The following is a 17565-nucleotide window of genomic DNA, read 5'->3' as shown; positions in this document are numbered from 1 at the left end:
AATTCGCAAAGATACAGAGTCCCAGTGTGGGCCATCATTTCACATTACCCTGTATAAGCGACAATGCGGGAAGGTAGCGTAAACGGTTTATCTAAGGGCGCAAAAGGTTGGTCTAATCGCAGCTCAAATCGCGCAGAGCCTCAATCGCCATGTCGACTTCCTCGGCCGTGTTGAAGTAACCAAACGAGAACCGAACCACGCCCTGGCGCCCGGTTCCCAGCGCACAGTGCATGAGCGGGGCACAATGGGCACCGGGGCGCGTCGCAATCCCCCACCCCTGCATGAGCGCGTCCGAAATCTCGGCCGAATCGATATTGCCCACGTTGAGCGAGACGATCGCCGAGCGTGCTGACTGGTCGAAGGCACCGTAGAGTTTGATTTCCGGAATCTCACGAACGCCGGCGAGAAAGCGATCGGCCAGGGCGCGTTCGTGAGTCGCAATCGCTTCAACTCCACCCTGTGCCTCGATAAAATCGAGGCCTGCGGAAAGGCCCGCTATGCCGTGACCGTTGAGCGTGCCCGCCTCGAGCCGCGTGGGCCACTCCATGGGCTGCAACGCATCGAAGCTGTGCACGCCCGTGCCGCCCATGGCCCAAGGCGCCACGTCAACGCCCTCCGCCACGGCCAGGCCGCCGGTGCCCTGCGGGCCCATGAGCCCCTTGTGGCCGGTAAAGCACACCACGTCGAGCCCCATGGCCTGCATATCGATATGCGCCGTACCGGCAGACTGCGAGGCATCGATGATCACAAGCGCACCTGCGGCATGTGCCAAGGCCGCCACGCGCGCAATGTCGACCGCGTTGCCGGTCACATTAGAGGCATGCGTCACCACCACGGCACGCGTACCGGGCGTGACCAGCCGCTCGAGCTTGTCATAGTCGAGCACGCCGTTCGCGTCGCAGCCGGCATGCTCAACGGTCACGCCCCGCTCAGCCGCCAGGCGGTTGAGCGGACGCAGCACGGAGTTGTGCTCGAGCACCGTCGTGACCACGCGGTCGCCGGGGCGCACCACGCCGTTAATGGCCGTGTTGAGCGCCGCCGTCGAGTTGGGCGTAAAGCACACATGGTCCGCCCTCGGGCAACCTAAGAGGCGCGCGAGCTTGGCACGGCAGCCGTGAATTGTACGAGCGGCATCGAGGGCACCCGACGTGGCGCCGCGCCCGGCATTGCCGAGCGAGCACATCGCCTGCGTCACGGCATCAATCACCGTCTGTGGCTTGTGCATGGTCGTCGCCGCGTTATCCAAGTAGATCATCGCACGACCTCCCACATATCGATCACGGTATAGCCCTCGGCGAGAATGCCTGCCGAGGCGAGTTCGCCGCGCAGCAGGTCCTCATCCGCAGGCAATGCCTTCCACGCCAGACCGCAGCCGGCAGCAACCTCTCCGGGCACGGGAATCGTACGCCCAGGAAGGCCACGCTCAACGCACAGGCTCTCGCACCCCATGGCGGCCGCCGTGGTGGGAAACGTGATGACAAGCGCCGGGCGCTTTTCCCTCATGGCAACTCCAACCAATACGCTACGGGCGCACGACGCGCACGGCCTGCTCCATCTTCTCCACGATTACGTACATGTTGGTGACCTCGCCCACCGCAAGCTGGTCTTTAATGCCATAGTGGTCGAGGCAGGTACCACAGGTGAGAATCTCGACACCCTGCTCGGCCAGGCCCTTCAGGTCGTCGAGCACCGGCGAGCCCTCAACGGTAAGCTTGGCGCCGCCGTTGTAGAACAGCATGGTCGCGGGCAGCTCCTCCTGCTGCGTCACGGCAAAGATAAACGCCTTCATGAGCTTGTGGCCCAGCTCGTCGTCGCCACGGCCCATGCAGTCGGTGTAGACGGAAATGACGAGCCTGCCCTTGCCGGCGCTGGCATCACAGAAGGCAGCGCCATCCTGCTCTGGATCGGCCACGGCAACGGCGCCAGAGGTCGCCACGGTCACGTGCCACTCGGCGTCAGAAACCTTCTCGACCGAGGCCGTGCAGCCTTTCTCCTGCGCCATCTTGGAGATGTTCTTGACGGCGGTCTCGTTATCGACCGAGGTCACGACGGCGCCCTCGCCATCGAGTGATTTCAGGGCCTTGAGCGTCTTGACGACGGGCAGCGGGCAGGCATCGCCCATGGCATTGACTTCAATCTTGGTAGACATAGTAAATTCCTTTCGAAAGGGGCCGCCCAGAACAACGGACGGTCGCATAAACGGTTTTCCTTAATGCACAACACGAACGGCAGGACCGCCCGGCACTGCCTCGCACACGCGACCGATAACGGCAGCGATGCGATCCTCGGCATGCAGACGGTGCGCGAGCTCATCCACAACGGTGGCAGGCGCTGCGATGAGCAGGCCGCCCGAGGTCTGCGGATCGTACAGCGCATCCAGCATGCCCGGCTCCAGGCCATCGTCGGCCGTCACGCGCGGGCCAAAGAAGTCCTGGTTGCGGTAGGAGCCCGCGGGGATAATGCCCAGACGCGCCATGTCGAGCACCTGGTCAAAGAGCGGCACCGCCCCCGACGCAAGCTCAATCTGCACGCCCGAGCCCTCGGCCATCTCGCACGCGTGCCCGATCAGACCAAAGCCCGTAATGTCGGTGCAACCGTGAAGCTCGAGTCCCTCGGCCAGGCGAATCGGCGCCTCGTTGAGGGCGCGCATAGAATCAAACATCCGGCTGGCCTCGTCCTGCTCGATGAGCTCGCCCTTAATGGCCGTGGTGATGATGCCCGAGCCGATCGCCTTAGTCAGCAGCAGAACATCGCCCACGCGTGCGCCGCTGTTGGCGAGCATGCGGTCGAGCGCGACAAAACCGCTCACGGACAGGCCGTACTTGGGCTCGTCGTCGTTGATGGTGTGACCGCCCGCGATGGAGCAGCCCGCCTCGACGCACTTGTCGGCACCGCCCGCCAGAATCTGGCCGGCAACCTCAACGCCCAGACAACTGGGTATGCAGAGCAGGTTCATGGCGTGGCTCGGCCGCCCGCCCATGGCGTAGATGTCCGACAGCGAGTTGGCCGCGGCAATCTGACCGAACAGATAGGGATCGTCGACCATCGGCGGGAAGAAGTCGATGGACTGCACGAGGCCCAGGTTCTCGCCAACGCGGAAGACGCTCGCGTCGTCGGAAGTATCGAACCCCACGAGCAGGTTATCGTTATGCACATTGGGTAAGTCGCCCAGGACCTGGGCGAGGGCTCCAGGAGCCAACTTAGCGGCTCAACCGCTCGCGGCGGTCATAGACGTGAGCTTCATCTGTTCGTCAGCCATCGATACCTCCCCTCAAACACAAACAATGCCTCCCAGTATACGCATGAACGCGCTTCCACGGCCGATACATCACCCTAGTGCCTGGGCGTGAACGCCCGCGCCGATCGCGCCGGCAAAACGGGCCAGGGGCGATGTAGTCACCGGCGAGCCCAACGGCGCGGCCAGCCGCTCAACGACATAAGCGTTCTCACACAAACCGCCGGTCAGATAGTACGGGGCACCCGCCGCCTGCCCAGCCATAGTGGCCACGCGCGACACGAGTTGCACGGTGGGTGGCGATTGCCCGACCGTGCTCAAACCCGGAATTTTAGGGAACCTGCTTTGCGGTCGATTATTTAGTTGTGCGTCGTCTCTCCCGGAGCCGTGAACATACCTGCTCACATGCGACTCCGAGCCATATACAGGGCGCGCGCGGCAACGCGGCGAATATATGTCGTCTGCGGCATGTGCGCACCCTCCTTTACAAGTTGAGGTCAACTATATCAACGGTCATCGACCATGCGAACACCGTTGACATTCGTACGACAGCGTCGTGTGCCGTCGTTTAATAAATAATTATCTTGATTGATAAGAGTTTGTCATTCCTCATTCGGCGAACGGCAAAAACAAAGCCGCCGAGGCTTATATTCCCCGACGGCATTACCCGGCGCTATCGACAAACCAAATGGATCCTGCTGGCATCAAAATGCATGCGCAGCGTCTCGCCTGCTTGCGGCAGCTCGTCGACAGGCATGCGCACTTTGTTGACCTTCCACTGCAGGCGCGTCGGCGCGTCGGCGCGCGGCACGTCCAGCAGCACCAGGCGCTCAAAACGTGAATCGCTCACGCGGGCCACATGCAGGTCGTAGCTGTTGCGGCCCCGCTCAGCGCGATTGTCAACATGGAAGTAGCTTGCACGAATGCCCAGATATGCCACGTCATCGGGAACCTCGCGACCCACACTAAAGGTCATGCCCCAATCGAGGGCCTCAACTTCTTCGTCGCCGATCTTGCGCGCGCGGCTCGTATTCTTGCAGCCCGTCAAGCGCAGCGCGGCCAACGTCTGTGGATGACGGACCACGTCCTCGACGGAGCCGATCTCCTCAACATGCCCGTTGTGCATCACGCAGATGCGCTCGCACAGACGACACGCTTCGTCAATGTCGTGGCTCACGTAGAGCACGGTTCGGTTGCATACATCGAACAGATCGAGCATGTTTTGCTCAAGCGCGCTCTTGAGATACGCGTCGAGCGCGCTCATGGGCTCATCGAACATAAAGATGCCCGGATGCGCCGCCACCATGCGCGCAAGCGCCACGCGTTGCTGCTGACCGCCCGAGAGCCGCGCGGGATAGCGGTCGGCAAAATCGGCCAGGCCAAAGATGCTCAGATAGCACTCGGCGAGCTTTTTGCGCGCGGCGGCGTCACCCGCGTCCTTTACACCGGCGCATACGTTATCGGCCACCGTCATGTTGGGAAACAGCTGATAGTTTTGGAACAACAGGGCGCATTTTCGCTCCTGGGGCGATAGGTTGATGCCCGCGGCCGAGTCAAAAAAGGTCACGCCGTTGACGACGATCTTGCCCTCGTCGGGCGTCTCCACACCGGCAATGCAGCGCAGTGTGCAGCTCTTGCCGCAACCCGAGGCGCCCAGCAGCGCCACGCGCTCCTCGCCGGCCTCAAGCTGCATGTCGAGCACAAACCCGGGATAACGTTTCTTAATATCCAAAACGAGCGACATGGCTTATCGACCTCCCATTGCGACCGTATCATCGCACATAAGCTCGGCCAACGCCTCACGATCGATACGCAAGGCATCACCGCCCACCGGGTCAAGCGAATCGCCCTGTCCGGCGAGCTCTTTGGCCTGCTTGCGCTCCGCACGGGAGAGACCGCGCTCGCGATACTTTTGAGAATGCGCCGTGTACATGTTGATGAATAGGATGACCAGGAAGCTGAACGCTATTACGACCACGACCCAAAAGAGAGCCACCGACGTATTGCCGCCCATCCACTCAAAGTAAATCGCAATGGGAATGGTCTGCGTAATGCCGGCGTAGTTGCCCGCAAAGAACAGCGTGCAGCCAAACTCGCCCATCGCGCGAGCGAAGGCGAGCACCGTGCCCGCCGCGATTGAGGGCCAGCCGAGCGGCATCATGAGCTTGGCAAAGATGCGACGTTCGGACCACCCCAAGGTTCGCGCGGCGTCGAGCATCTGCGTGTCGAGGCTCTCGAAGGCTCCGAGCGCCGTGCGGTAGACCAGCGGAAACGACACAACGACAGCCGAAATGACCGCCGCGGGCCAGGTAAAGACGATCGAGATGCCGTGCGCGATGAGCCATTGGCCCACCCCGGTCGAGCGGCCAAACAGCATAAGGAGCAGAAAGCCGCAGACCGTGGGCGGCAGCACCATAGGAATCGTAAAGACCGAATCAAGAAGGCCCTTGATGCGACTCGAGGTACCCATAGTCTTCCACGCGGCAAACAGGCCCAGCGCAAAGGCAATCACCAGGGCAAGGCCGCTCGTTTTGATAGACACCCAAAACGGGCGGTAGTCGATGCCGCCTAAAAAGGAGGCCAGAGAGGTCAAGGGCCTCTGCTCATCCCGCAACACGACAGACGATGCTTCAACCATTTGAGCGCTATCAAGCCAACGCGCGCCGCCCTTGGCATCACCCGAGGCCGATGCAATCACCACATAGCGGTCCCCATCCGCGCCGCGCTCGTCAAAGCCATAGGTATACCCGCCGGCATCAAACGTTGTTTCCGCCGTGACATACCAAGGAAGATCCACATCCCCTAGCTGCGCACCTCCCATGCAGTTTGCGCTGTCGAGCTTACAGACGAGGGCCTTGAGACCCGATACGCACTCGTTGTCCTGCGGATCCAATCCATACTTCTCGGCCGCCTTGGGCGATATCCACACCACAACGCGATCGGCAGCAGGCGCCACTACAAGGTCCACGTCCTCGTCAACGGGAAACCGGTAGCCCTCAGGCTGGCCCTCCATGGCACGAGCAGTCCCCTTGGCCAACCGCTCAAAACCCTCGATCCCATAGGAAAGCCCATGAACGGTCGCAGCAACCTGGGCCCCGTCCTCAGCGTCCCCAGCAACCGCAAATCCCGGCACCCAGCAAAGCGCGAGGGTCAAAGCACAGGCGACAAGTATGCGGAATCTATTAAGCACGAAAAGCTCCAAGCAAATACAAGGACGGAGTGAAACACAAAACGATGGAATTATCGCGCCAAGCCGCACTACTCGGAAAGCTCAAAGCCGTACTTGGCCCAAATCTTCTGGGCCTTCTTGTTGGACAGGCAAAACTCGATGAACGCCTTGGCCTCGTCGGCATGCTCGGAGCTATCGGCGACAGCACCGGGATACACGATCGGCTTGTGCGAATCCTCGGGGCACACGAAGGCCTCCTCGATGCCGTCATAACGGAAGATATCGGAGCTGTAGACGAAACCGGCCACGCAGTCGCCTGTGGACACATAGGCGGCGGCGGTACCAACTTTGTCGGCCAGTGCGACCTTGTCGGCGATCTCGGGCGCATACTCGCCGTCGTCGCCCTCGGTGCCGGTATAAAGGCCCACAGAAGCCAGCGCCTGGTTGGCGTACTTGCCGGCGGGAACGGTCTTGGCGTCGCCAATGGCGATCTTGCCGTCCAGATTCGCGACGTCGGCGATGGCCTCGACCTTGGTGTCGGAGCCCTCGGCGCGAATGATCACAAGATCGTTGACGAACATATCCTCACGGGTGTCGGTGTCGATGAGCTCGGCGGTCTCAGCGTCATCCATGGTGCCCTTGGAAGCGGTGATGAGCACGTCGACCGTGGCACCGGCGCGCATCTGCTCGACCAGGTCGCCAGACGCCTTGAACTGCGTGTCGGCAAACGTGGTACCGGTCTGCTCGGTGTAAAGCTCCTGAACCTCGGGCAGAGCCTTCTCGAGCGAGTTGGCGGCAAAGACCTGCAGCTCGACGGTTTCCTTCTTGGAAGAGGCCTTGGCGAAGCCGGCATCGGAGCCGGTCGACTCAGGCTCCTTGTTGCCGGAGCAGCCGGCAAGCCCAAGGCCGGCAGCGGCGACAGCAGAAAGCGAGACGAATCCGCGGCGAGAAACCATATCGAACATGTTCAACCCTTTCGGACCTTATGCCCGGGTACCGCACCGCGGGCTTTATTCTGCAATCAGATTATACTTCGATGCGAATAATGATTATGAGAAATTATTCTCTTCTGAGAATATAGTTTCAGGCATGCCTACAGAATGCCGTCCCCTTGGGCGCAAATAAAAGGCGGAGCAGCCGTTTAGGTCGCCCCGCCGCAGGTAAACCCGCTTAGTTGGTATGTCCGCCGCCCGCTGTCATCTGAGCCGCATGCTCCAGCTGATCGCTCACGGCCTCCCAGCTTTCGCGGGCGGCCTTCGTAGAACCGGGAAAGTTTACGACAAGTGTATGACCTCGTTGCATGCAAATAGCGCGCGAGAGCATGGCGCGGCGCGTCTTGGTCATCGAGTACGCACGGATCGCCTCGGCAATACCCGGCACGTCGCGATCGCAGACGGCACGCGTCGCCTCGGGCGTCACATCGCGCATCGAAAGCCCCGTGCCGCCGCAGGTGAGCACGACATTGGCGTGGCACTCATCGGCGGCTTCCACAATGGCATCACCGATCTCGCTGACGTCGTCGCGCACGACCACATGTGAGACGACCGTCCAGCCCTGCGCCTCGATAAGTTCCTCGAGTGCGGCTCCAGCCTCGTCCTGGGCTAGATCGCGCGTATCCGAGCACGTCACGATCGATATCTTCAGCTCCATAGCATTCCTCCTACAACACGGCGCCCTCGGGCAGGTCGACGCGAACAACGTCCACGACGTCGCCCGCCGCAAGCTCGCACGGACCTTCGTCAATACGCAGCAGGCAGTTGGCCCGCTGCATCGTGCCGAGCAGCGCCGAATTCTGCGTCTTGGCCTCGGTCACCAACAGCCCACCGGTCTCGGGGTCACGCAAAACCGTGGCGCGATCGAAGAAGCGGCGATGCTGTCGCTTTTTCACGCCGTGCGTGAGCATCGCCTGCTGCACGGGACGTGCACCCTCGGCAAAGCCGCGCATCTTGCGAATCGCCGGGCGGGCGAGCATCTCAAAGCCCACATACGCCGCGGCCGGATTGCCTGAAAGCCCCAGGTAGGGCTTACCCCCGAGCAAGCCAAACGTGATGGCCTTGCCCGGACGCATCGAGATGCGGTCAAACAGCACCTCGCCCTCGCGCCGGACGAGCGCCGTCACGTAGTCGTAGTCGCCTGCCGAGGCGCCACCGCTCGTAATGACAAAATCGCACTCCTGCACGGCACGATGCACCAGCTCGGCAATCGCCTGCTCATCATCGGGCGCAATGCCGTAGAACACGGGCTCGGCGCCGGCATCGAGTGCCTCGGCCATCAACGCCGACGAGTTGGAGTCGCGAATCTGCCCGCGCGCCGGCAGCTCGTTCGGCGCGACCAGTTCCGTGCCCAGCGAGATGATGCCCACACGCGGGGCAGCGTGCACCTTCACGCTCGCGTATCCGGCGCTTGCCAGCAGACCCGCGCCCGCCGGAGCCACGACCTCGCCGGCGTGCATCACAACGTCGCCGGCATGGGCCTCCTCGGCGGCAGAGCGAACGTTCTCCCCCACCTTGGCCGGCGTCGAGAAGCTCACGTGTGAGCCCTCGTTGCCGTCGCCGTCAAGCACCTCAACGATCTCGTATTTCACCACGGCATCGGCACCTTCGGGTACCGGCGCGCCCGTCATGATGCGGACCGTCTCGCCCGCGCCAATTGTGCCCTCAAACACATGGCCCGCGGCCTCGTGTCCGATAACGTCGAGCGTCACCGGCGCCTCGCCAGATGCCTGCGCCAAATCCGCCGAGCGCACGGCATATCCGTCCATAGCGCTGTTAGCAAACGGCGAGATGTCGGTATCGGCCACCGCGTCCTCTGCCAAGGGAAGACCGGCGGCCTGCCACACGGGAATCTCGACAACTTCGGTGCGATTCACGTGCGACAAGACGATTGCCTGTGCGTCCTCCAACGGAATGAGTTTCTCTGCCATATACACCTCTAGCATGCAGCGGCGCACACCACGGGCGCCGATTCTTTATGTTTATCTCAGTATAATCCCCCGCCGCACGACGGCGACACGGCCCGTACCCACGAATACACCTGTCGGTAACGGGCCGCGAAACAAAACCAAAACCAACCTGCCGGTTTGTCACGTATGGCACGTTCTATAATGCTCGTGTTGCAACCCAAAAGAGGAACGTATGGCTTTTACCGACAAACCCGAAAGCGCAAACGAGGCGCAGGATCATTCCCAGTCGCTCGACGACGGCGGCTTTTTCTCCCTTAATGACGTCATCATGGCAGGCAGGCAACAGCTCACCCGCTCCGAGCATCTCTTGGCTGCCGACACGCGCCGCAACGCCCGCAACCTACTCGCGAGCGCCAAGTTGCTCGCGCTCGTCGTCATCGTCTCGCTCGCCATGGGCGTTGCCGCTTGGGCGTTTTTGGCCTCGCTGAATATCGCGACCGATTATCGCGAGCACCACGCGTGGGTCTACGCATTGCTTCCCGTTGTGGGCATTGCCACCGCATGGGTGTACAAAAACCACGGCCTTGCTGCCAAACGCGGTAACAACCTGGTCATCGACTCCGCTCTGGGCACACGCCTCATCCATATGCGCATGGCCGTCCTCACCTTCGTCTGCTCTACGCTCACGCACCTAACGGGTGGATCGGCCGGTCGCGAGGGAGCCGCGGTGCAGATTGGCGGCACCATCGCCAGCAACATCTCGAGCCTCGCCCACCTCAAAAAGCATGACCACCACGACCTCATGCTCGCCGGCATCTCGTCGGCCTTTGGCGCCGTATTCGGTTCGCCCCTTGCTGGAGCTTTCTTTGGCATGGAGATGTGCTTTATCGGCAAGATCGACTACACCGCGGGCATCTACTGCCTGGTCGCCTCGTTTACCGGCTACTTTACGTCGCTTGCCTTGGGAACCGAGTACGAGGCGAATGTCATCGCCAGCGTTCCCAACATGACACCACGGACGGTTGTCATCGTTGTTATCAGCGCCATTATCTTCGGCCTGACGGCACGCCTCTTTGCCTGGTCGGTTCGAACCGTCAAAAGCTTGTACGGTCGCTTTATCGCCAATTACCTCGTCCGCGCACTCATAGGCGCACTCGTGGTTTTGGCCGCCTATGCCCTCCTCGACGCCTGGGACTACGCCGGCCTTTCCACGTGGCTTTCCGGCGCAGGATTTGCAGGCAACACTACCCTGGCGGACGCAGCCATCAAGTTGGTCGTCACAGCGCTTACCCTGGGTGCGGGCTTCCAAGGCGGCGAGGTCACGCCCCTGTTTGGCATCGGTGCGGCACTCGGTGGCTGGATCGGTCGCCTTACCGGGCTTGACCCCAGTTTTCTGGCGGCTCTCGGCATGCTCGGTGTGTTCTGCGCCGGCCTCAACGTGCCCATCACCACCTGCATGATGGCCATCGACCTGTTCCACGGCACGGCCGCCGGGTTCTTTGTCATCGTGGCCTTTATCAGCTACCTAACCGGCGGACACCGCGGCGTGTACCCCGCCCAGCGCATCATCTCACCCAAGCGCCGTTCGCTTATTGTGGATGAGGGCGGTACGGTAGCGGATGCTATCGAGCGCCACAACGACCTGATAGAGTAGATGTAATAATCGCCGTGCAGCCACAATCGGGGGCAATTCGACCTGAGCGCGACCGCACCGTCATGTCACACGCCGGGAGTCGCCCCATGCACGCAACTGATTTTGGTCGCACGCTCATCATCGCTAACCCAGCCGCCCAGTCGGCTGCGGCACGCGAAGTTGCCGAGCGCCTGCAACGCTTTTTGGACATGACTGCACGCGCATCCCAGTTTGACCTGGTGTTGACCGAACGTATGGGACACGCCAAGGAGCTGGCCGCGCAGGCTCAGGGCTATCGCACCGTTATCGCACTCGGCGGCGACGGCGTGATCCACGAGGTCGTCAACGGGCTTATGACGCAAAAGGAGGACGCCCGCCCCGCTCTTGCCGTCCTGCCCGTGGGCTCCGGCAACGATTTTGCCCAGACGCTCGGCATCGACGATTTCTCCGGTAAGGATTTTGGCACGCTGCTCACTTGTGAGCTGCAGCGTCAAGATATCGGGCGCATTCGCTCATGGAACCCCGCAAGCGGTAGCGGCGAGGCTACCGTTGAGTACTATGACCAGACGCTTTCGGTCGGCATCGATGCCGCCATCGGCCTTGGCACCACCGAGCTTCGCAAAAAGACCGGCTTGACGGGTGCTCCGCTCTACACCCTCTCGGGACTTGAGCAGTTTGGCCTGCGCTATCGCAACTACCCCATGACAGCCAGCTTTGACAGCACGCCCGCCGAGCGCGTGAGGGCGATCATCATGGCGATTCAGCTGGGCCCCACGTACGGCTCGGGCTATCGCATCTGCCCCGATGCCGACCCCTGCGACGGCATGCTCGACGTCTGCTACGCCTGCGGCCCCGTCCCCCGCGCGGTTGCCCTGCCTATGTTCCTCTCGGCCAAAGACGGCCACCACACCAAGCTGCCGCCGGTTCGCATGCGCCGCTGCCGCCATGCCGAGCTCACCTTTGAGGAGCCCGACTACCCCATCCAGGCCGACGGCGAGCCCGTTGTCGCCTCGCGCATCGAGGTCGACGTCCTCGGCGGCGCCCTCCAGGTCTGGCGCCCCACCCGCTAACCCCACCTAAGTTGCGGTGAAATAGGGACTGTTTATGCAGTTAAAGCCGCGAAACAGTCCCTATTTCACCGCAACTTATTGAGAAGATCATTCCTCCCCGCCTGGTTTGCGACGGTTGGCCTTTTTAATGGCGTTGAAGTGCTTGTCGTTGAGTCTGCGTTGGCGAGAGCGCTGAGGCACCTTAGTCTTTACGCGTCGGCGCGGTGGACGCCCGCGACGTTCAAGCTCAGCGCGCAGTTTACGCAGGCAACTCGCGCGATTTTGGAACTGACTGCGGCTCTCGCGCGCCGTCACGGTAATTCCCGAAGGGATATGTTTCATACGCACCGCCGAGTCCGTCGTGTTGACGCCCTGTCCGCCCGGACCCGTCGCGCGAAACACCTGCACCTCGCAATCGCGCGCCAACTCCTCGGCCGGCATCTCGGCATAGCGCGCATACTCGCGCCATCCCATCTTGTTCTCGTCCATATCAACACCTCCCTTCATACAAAAAATGTGACAAAGGGACGGTCCCTTTGTCACATCGCATACCAATCGCTTGTGTTGCGCGCTTAGGCGAAGGTAATCTCGCCGGTCTCGCAGTCCATATCGGCGATACGGGCCAGGCTCTCAACGCGGAAGCCGCGCTCGCGGAGCTTATCGCCACCGCCTTGGAAGCCCTTCTCCACCGCAATGCCAATACCGGACACCTCGGCACCTGCAGCCTCGCAGATCTTGATAAGGCCCTCGAGCGCGCAGCCGTTGGCCAAAAAGTCATCGATGATCAGGACCTTGTCACCCTCGGACAGGAAGCGTTTGCCAACGATGACCGGATACTCCTTTTGCTTGGTGAAGGAGTAGATGGTCGTGGCATACTGCTCGCCGTCGAGGTTGATGGACTGTGCCTTCTTAGCAAAGACCACCGGCACGCCGCCAAAATGCTGGGCTGCGATGCAAGCCATGCCAATGCCCGAAGCCTCAATCGTCAGGATCTTGTTGATCTCGACACCCTCGAACAGACGAGCCCACTCGGCGCCCATGTGGTCGAACAGCTCAACGTCGCATTGGTGGTTGAGGAAGGCATCAACCTTAAGGACGTTACCGGCCTTTACGATGCCGTCATGGCGAATACGATCCTCAAGCTCCTGCATGGCGCAACCCCTTCTCGCGGCAACGATACCGCGCGATTAATAAACGTTGTTCGATAGTCTACCACGGACCGACCCCCGCCCGCCCCACAAGCCGCATCGCACCACAAACCAGTCTTTTTGGGACGGCGCGAATCGTGGCAGACAGCCTCCCAACACGCTAATGGCGGGCGCGCATCCTCACCAAACGCACCATGGCGAGCGCAAAGCCCACAGCGGCCACAGCCATGAGCGCGTAGAACACCGAGCGAAAGCCGTACAGGAACACATCCGGACGACCTGCAACAATACTGGTCACGGCCTCGCCCATCGCCACGCTCATCTGGCCATACAGGATGTGCGACGCCGCCGTAATACCCAGCGCCATGCCCGCATAGCGCGCCAAACTGCCCAAGCTGCCCGCAAAACCGAGCGCCTCGTGCGGGGCCGACCCCATGTACAGGGAGTTGTTGGGGCTCTGGAAGATCGACGTACCGCACGACATAAATGCGACGCAGCACACGATGACAGGGATCGAAGAGTGCTCGTCGAGCGTGCTCACCGCAAAGAGGCCGCACACGTACACGCCCAGGCCCACGGCCGTGGGGCCCTCGCAGCCAACACGGTCGGAAACCGTACCCGAAAGCGGGCCGATAAAGGCATTTACCATCGGCAGTGCCAAAAAGAGCAGTCCGGAGATATCGGAACCAAAGCCGTGGGCGTCCTGAAAATAGAACGGCAGGATAAACTCGGATGCGCCAATACCAACGAACACGATGAGCATGCAGGCAAGGTTGATGGTGAAGGCCGAATTTGCAAAGCAGCGACGAGCAGCCTCGATCAGGGACATGGGGCGCTCGCCGGCCTCCGGCTTAACATGCGGTAGCGTATAGAGCCCCACGATAAACGAGATGACGCCAATGGGCAGGTTGATGAGGAAGATGCTCTCCCAGGGAAAGCTTGCCACCAGCATGCCGCCGAGCACGGGGCCGCACATCATGCCGAGGGCCACGAAGGTCGCGAGAATACCCATGGCACGGCCGCGCTCGCGCGCCGGAAACGACTCGGTGATGATACCCATGTTGTTGGCCATGGCTGCCGCGCAACCGACGCCCTGAACAATGCGTGCCAGGATAAGAACCTCGAGCGAGGCCGAAAGGCCGCACAGCAGCGAACCGACCGAAAAGACGATGACGCCCAGCTGGAACACATTCACCTTGCCGCGCACGTCGCCCAGACGGCCAAACGGCAACATAGCCACGCACGTCGCAAGCAGATACACCGAGCTTACCAGCTGAATGCGATCGAGGCCCACGCCCAGCTCCTTTTGCATCACGGGCAGCGCCACGGTCACGACGGTCGAATCCAGACACACCATAAACGTCATGATGAGCACGGTAAACAGAATCGCCCACTTGTTCTTGCCGTGGGTGTCGCCCTCAAGGGCAATGCGCTCGCGGCGCAGCTGCTCTGCGGTTTTCTCCATATCCATCCTTTCGAGTGGCACAACGCAAAAAACGGGGCCCCAATCGCCTGCAAAGACGCAATTGGGGTCCCGCCTACGGAATCGGAACTGAAGGTCGCCGAAGCTTTCTGCCAGCATCGGCACCTTGTACGGAGCTAGCCTAGCACTGCTCGAGCGCCTGCTCAAGGTCGGCAATCAGATCGGCCGTGTCCTCGAGGCCGCACGACAGGCGCACCATGTCGGCGGAGATGCCGCAGGCGATGAGCTCCTCATCGTTCATCTGGCGATGCGTGGCGTTAGCGGGATGCAGGCAGCAAGTGCGGGCGTCGGCCACGTGCGTGGCGATCTGGGCGAGCTTGAGGCTCTTCATAAAGGTCTCGGCAGCCGCACGACCGCCGGTAAAGCCAAAGCTCACGACGCCGCAGGTACCGTTGGGCATGTACTTCTGAGCCAGGCCATAGTACTTATCGCCCTCCAGGCCCGGATAGCTCACAAAGCGCACTTTGGGATGGCTCTGCAGGAACTTGGCAACGGCCAGGCCGTTCTCGCAATGACGCGGCATGCGCACATGCAGGCTCTCGAGCGAGCTGTTCAGGAAAAACGCCGCCTGCGGGTTCTGCATGGGACCAAGGTCGCGCATGAGCTGAGCGGTTGCCTTGGTAATGAAGGCACCCTCGCGACCGAACTTCTCGGCATACGTCACGCCGTGGTAGCTCTCGTCGGGCGTGGTGAGGCCCGGGAACTTGTCGGCATGGGCCATCCAGTCAAACTGACCGTGATCGACGATTACACCGCCCAGGTAGGCCGCGTGACCGTCCATGTACTTGGTCGTGGAGTGCGTGACGATGTCGGCGCCCCACTCAAAGGGACGGCACATCACGGGCGTCGGGAAGGTGTTGTCGACCATCAGCGGCACGCCGTGGTCATGCGCGGCCTTGGCAAAGCGCTCAATATCGAGCACGGCAAGGGCAGGGTTGGCAATCGTCTCGCCAAAGACGAGCTTGGTATTGGGCTCAAAGGCTGCCTCCAGCTCCTCATCGGTGCAGTCGGGGGCGACAAACGTGCAAGTCACGCCCATGCGGCCCATGGTGTGGGCGAGCAGGTTATACGTACCGCCGTAGATAGCAGAGCTCGCGACCACGTGATCACCGGCACCGGCCACGTTAAAGATCGCGAGGAAGTTCGCGGCCATGCCCGAACTCGTGAGCATCGCAGCGGTGCCGCCCTCCATCTCGCAGATCTTGGCGGCAACCAGATCGCACGTGGGATTCTGCAGACGGCTGTAGAAGTAGCCCGACTCCTCCAGGTCAAACAGCTTGCCCATGTGCTCGGACGTGTCGTATTTCCACGTGGTGGACTGGTAGATGGGCACCTGGCGCGGCTCCGCATCTCCCGGGTGATAGCCGCCCTGAACACACGTGGTACCGATAGTCTGCTCGCTCATATCCAACTCCCTTACTTGGGTTTTGTTTTTATTCGGTTCACGATACCGCTACCCCGCACCCCTCTCAACCCATCCCGCCGATAGGTTATGGGACAAATTAATCAGGTTTATTTGTCCCAAATCTTAAGAAAGTGTTCGATGGCGAAAAACAATGAGATATGCACTGCGGTCTCGATAAGCGAATGCGCCGGCAAGGGTACCATAGGCGGGTACACCGCAATCAAGGAGACACCGATGAAGCAGATCGATACCACCCAGCTCAACACTGCCGCCTGCCAGGCTCAGGCTGCCGAGTACCACGCCCGCGGCTTTAACTGCGCCCAGGCTGTCGCTTGCACGCTCGCGCCCGCTGTGGGGCTCGACCCCCAGATCGCCTTTACCCTCACCGAGGGCTTTGGCGCCGGCATGGGCGGCATGACCGAGACCTGCGGCGCCATCTCGGGCGCCGTGGCCATCATGGGCTTTGTGATGAGCGACGGTATGGAGAACCCCAAGACCAAGGGCCAGACCTACAAGCTGTCGCGCGAGATTGCCAAGCGCTTTGGCGAGAAGAACACCACGACCGTCTGCGGCACGCTCAAGGGCATCGGCTCGGACCAGGGTCCGCTCCGCAGCTGCCCCGGCTGCATCGACGACGCCGTCGACATCGCCTGCGATGTGCTAAAGCAGCTCGCCGAGTAAACGGCGGCAACATAAAACGACGGCCGGCGCGCTTGGGATTCATCCAAAAGCACGCCGACCGTCGTCGTTAGAACTCCGCAAACTCGGGAGCACCGACCTCAATCTCCTCGCGCCCCGCCATAAGCTCGCGCATCTTAGTGCAAAACGGCTCCTGCTCCCCCGCTTTAAACACCAAGTGAATCGTCACGGCATCCGCATAATCGGTATCCGCAACCTTAGCACCCGAATCCTGCGCCAAGCGAAGCACCTGCTCGTATTGCGGATAGGCCACACGTACATCAACCGGCACGAGGCTCGTCATCTCAACGATCTGCCCGGCTTCCTGAGCCGCAGCCACCGCCGCCTGCGTCGCCGCAGTATAGGCGCGAACCAAGCCGCCCGGCCCCAACAACGTACCACCAAAATAGCGCGTCACTACGCAGCAAACATCTTTGAGCCCCGCGCCGCGAAGCACCTCGAGCGTCGGCATGCCGCTCGTACGGCTCGGCTCGCCGTCATCGCTCTGGCGCTCGCGTCCATCGACCAAAATCCACGCGGGAACATTGTGTCGAGCGTCGTAATGACGCTTGCGAATCATCTCGATAAAGGCATTCGCCTCATCCTCAGACTCAATATGGACCAGCTGGGCAATAAACCGGCTCTTGCGATCCACAAACTCGCCCGAAGCCTCAATATTCGATTGCAGAGTAAAATAGCTGTCCAACAAAGCCCCTCAACAACAAGCAAAGCAACAAACAGCCTCAATAATACGGCAAAGGGTGTACCGTTGCCCTCGCCAACAAGAACGGAAACGCCAATGACGCCGTCACCAACAGCGAGACGGCGTCAGCTGAGTCGATTTGGCCCGAAAGAGGAGGGAG

Annotated in this window: 17 protein-coding genes; 3 read left to right on the top strand and 14 right to left on the bottom strand. The window is 61.3% G+C overall.

The genetic code is table 11. The features are described from left to right. Positions 1-112: 112 nt before the first annotated feature. From CSV91_RS01820 to CSV91_RS01775, 9 genes are all read right to left on the bottom strand, one after another. The gene (locus tag CSV91_RS01820; RefSeq protein WP_099431566.1) at positions 113-1255 is read right to left on the bottom strand and encodes an aminotransferase class V-fold PLP-dependent enzyme; all 1143 of its coding nucleotides are present in this window, start codon (positions 1253-1255) and stop codon (positions 113-115) included. Then, entirely contained in the window at positions 1252-1503 is a 252-nt protein-coding gene (locus tag CSV91_RS01815; RefSeq protein WP_099431565.1) for a DUF3343 domain-containing protein, read from the bottom strand. The genes CSV91_RS01820 and CSV91_RS01815 overlap by 4 nt, the downstream gene beginning before the upstream one ends. A 19-nt stretch (positions 1504-1522) precedes the next feature. After that, positions 1523-2149 carry a sulfurtransferase-like selenium metabolism protein YedF gene (gene yedF / locus CSV91_RS01810; RefSeq protein WP_099431564.1) on the bottom strand — a complete coding sequence of 209 codons (627 nt, stop codon included), beginning with the start codon at positions 2147-2149 and terminating at the stop codon, positions 1523-1525. Positions 2150-2209: 60 nt separating this feature from the next. Further along, on the bottom strand, positions 2210-3259 hold the full coding sequence (selD, locus tag CSV91_RS01805) for a selenide, water dikinase SelD (RefSeq protein WP_099431563.1): 1050 nt from the start codon (positions 3257-3259) through the stop codon (positions 2210-2212). Positions 3260-3908: 649 nt separating this feature from the next. After that, the gene (locus CSV91_RS01795; protein ID WP_099431562.1) at positions 3909-4979 is read right to left on the bottom strand and encodes a sulfate/molybdate ABC transporter ATP-binding protein; all 1071 of its coding nucleotides are present in this window, start codon (positions 4977-4979) and stop codon (positions 3909-3911) included. Between the two features lie 3 nt (positions 4980-4982). Further along, a complete protein-coding gene (modB, locus tag CSV91_RS01790) occupies positions 4983-6248 on the bottom strand; it encodes a molybdate ABC transporter permease subunit (protein WP_232049533.1) in 1266 nt (421 codons plus the stop codon). Between the two features lie 245 nt (positions 6249-6493). Next, the gene (gene modA / locus CSV91_RS01785; RefSeq protein WP_099431561.1) at positions 6494-7369 is read right to left on the bottom strand and encodes a molybdate ABC transporter substrate-binding protein; all 876 of its coding nucleotides are present in this window, start codon (positions 7367-7369) and stop codon (positions 6494-6496) included. 205 nt (positions 7370-7574) lie between these two features. Continuing rightward, positions 7575-8054, bottom strand: coding sequence for a MogA/MoaB family molybdenum cofactor biosynthesis protein (locus CSV91_RS01780; protein ID WP_099431560.1), 480 nt, complete (start codon positions 8052-8054; stop codon positions 7575-7577). A 10-nt stretch (positions 8055-8064) separates the two neighbouring features. Continuing rightward, positions 8065-9327 carry a molybdopterin molybdotransferase MoeA gene (locus CSV91_RS01775; RefSeq protein WP_099431559.1) on the bottom strand — a complete coding sequence of 421 codons (1263 nt, stop codon included), beginning with the start codon at positions 9325-9327 and terminating at the stop codon, positions 8065-8067. Between the two features lie 211 nt (positions 9328-9538). Between CSV91_RS01775 and CSV91_RS01770 the strand changes: the two genes are divergently transcribed. Next, positions 9539-10960, top strand: a complete 1422-nt coding sequence (locus CSV91_RS01770; RefSeq protein ID WP_172622424.1) for a chloride channel protein — start codon at positions 9539-9541, stop codon at positions 10958-10960. A gap of 86 nt (positions 10961-11046) precedes the next feature. Next, a complete protein-coding gene (locus tag CSV91_RS01765) occupies positions 11047-12009 on the top strand; it encodes a diacylglycerol/lipid kinase family protein (RefSeq protein ID WP_099431558.1) in 963 nt (320 codons plus the stop codon). Positions 12010-12096: 87 nt separating this feature from the next. On the opposite strand, the gene CSV91_RS01760 is transcribed toward CSV91_RS01765, so the two are convergent. The 4 genes from CSV91_RS01760 to CSV91_RS01745 all read right to left on the bottom strand — a co-directional run bounded on the left by CSV91_RS01760 (position 12097) and on the right by CSV91_RS01745 (position 16024). Next, a complete protein-coding gene (locus tag CSV91_RS01760; protein WP_172622423.1) occupies positions 12097-12477 on the bottom strand; it encodes a peptide chain release factor family protein in 381 nt (126 codons plus the stop codon). A gap of 83 nt (positions 12478-12560) precedes the next feature. After that, entirely contained in the window at positions 12561-13139 is a 579-nt protein-coding gene (locus CSV91_RS01755) for a xanthine phosphoribosyltransferase (RefSeq protein WP_022095227.1), read from the bottom strand. Positions 13140-13296: 157 nt separating this feature from the next. Then, entirely contained in the window at positions 13297-14601 is a 1305-nt protein-coding gene (locus CSV91_RS01750) for an MFS transporter (protein WP_099431557.1), read from the bottom strand. Positions 14602-14740: 139 nt separating this feature from the next. Next, the gene (locus tag CSV91_RS01745; RefSeq protein ID WP_099431556.1) at positions 14741-16024 is read right to left on the bottom strand and encodes an O-acetylhomoserine aminocarboxypropyltransferase/cysteine synthase family protein; all 1284 of its coding nucleotides are present in this window, start codon (positions 16022-16024) and stop codon (positions 14741-14743) included. A gap of 234 nt (positions 16025-16258) precedes the next feature. Here CSV91_RS01745 and CSV91_RS01740 point away from each other — a divergent pair, with 234 nt between their 5' ends. Continuing rightward, positions 16259-16705 carry a C-GCAxxG-C-C family protein gene (locus CSV91_RS01740; RefSeq protein WP_099431555.1) on the top strand — a complete coding sequence of 149 codons (447 nt, stop codon included), beginning with the start codon at positions 16259-16261 and terminating at the stop codon, positions 16703-16705. A gap of 67 nt (positions 16706-16772) precedes the next feature. On the opposite strand, the gene CSV91_RS01735 is transcribed toward CSV91_RS01740, so the two are convergent. Further along, positions 16773-17411, bottom strand: coding sequence for a YigZ family protein (locus CSV91_RS01735; protein ID WP_172622422.1), 639 nt, complete (start codon positions 17409-17411; stop codon positions 16773-16775). Between the last annotated feature and the right edge of the window lie 154 nt (positions 17412-17565).

This window comes from Collinsella aerofaciens, assembly GCF_002736145.1.
In the GTDB taxonomy this organism is placed as follows: Bacteria; Actinomycetota; Coriobacteriia; order Coriobacteriales; family Coriobacteriaceae; genus Collinsella; species Collinsella aerofaciens_A.
This window is presented reverse-complemented; position numbering and strand designations above follow the sequence as displayed.

Coding starts and splice junctions, on each gene's coding strand:
- CSV91_RS01760 (WP_172622423.1), bottom strand. CDS start 12,477: ATGGACGAGAACAAGATGGGATGGCGCGAGTATGCGCGCTATGCCGAG.
- CSV91_RS01780 (WP_099431560.1), bottom strand. CDS start 8,054: ATGGAGCTGAAGATATCGATCGTGACGTGCTCGGATACGCGCGATCTA.
- modB (WP_232049533.1), bottom strand. CDS start 6,248: ATGGAGGGCCAGCCTGAGGGCTACCGGTTTCCCGTTGACGAGGACGTG.
- CSV91_RS01795 (WP_099431562.1), bottom strand. CDS start 4,979: ATGTCGCTCGTTTTGGATATTAAGAAACGTTATCCCGGGTTTGTGCTC.
- CSV91_RS01755 (WP_022095227.1), bottom strand. CDS start 13,139: ATGCAGGAGCTTGAGGATCGTATTCGCCATGACGGCATCGTAAAGGCC.
- CSV91_RS01775 (WP_099431559.1), bottom strand. CDS start 9,327: ATGGCAGAGAAACTCATTCCGTTGGAGGACGCACAGGCAATCGTCTTG.
- modA (WP_099431561.1), bottom strand. CDS start 7,369: ATGTTCGATATGGTTTCTCGCCGCGGATTCGTCTCGCTTTCTGCTGTC.
- CSV91_RS01765 (WP_099431558.1), top strand. CDS start 11,047: ATGCACGCAACTGATTTTGGTCGCACGCTCATCATCGCTAACCCAGCC.
- yedF (WP_099431564.1), bottom strand. CDS start 2,149: ATGTCTACCAAGATTGAAGTCAATGCCATGGGCGATGCCTGCCCGCTG.
- CSV91_RS01750 (WP_099431557.1), bottom strand. CDS start 14,601: ATGGAGAAAACCGCAGAGCAGCTGCGCCGCGAGCGCATTGCCCTTGAG.
- CSV91_RS01770 (WP_172622424.1), top strand. CDS start 9,539: ATGGCTTTTACCGACAAACCCGAAAGCGCAAACGAGGCGCAGGATCAT.
- CSV91_RS01740 (WP_099431555.1), top strand. CDS start 16,259: ATGAAGCAGATCGATACCACCCAGCTCAACACTGCCGCCTGCCAGGCT.
- CSV91_RS01745 (WP_099431556.1), bottom strand. CDS start 16,024: ATGAGCGAGCAGACTATCGGTACCACGTGTGTTCAGGGCGGCTATCAC.
- CSV91_RS01820 (WP_099431566.1), bottom strand. CDS start 1,255: ATGATCTACTTGGATAACGCGGCGACGACCATGCACAAGCCACAGACG.
- CSV91_RS01815 (WP_099431565.1), bottom strand. CDS start 1,503: ATGAGGGAAAAGCGCCCGGCGCTTGTCATCACGTTTCCCACCACGGCG.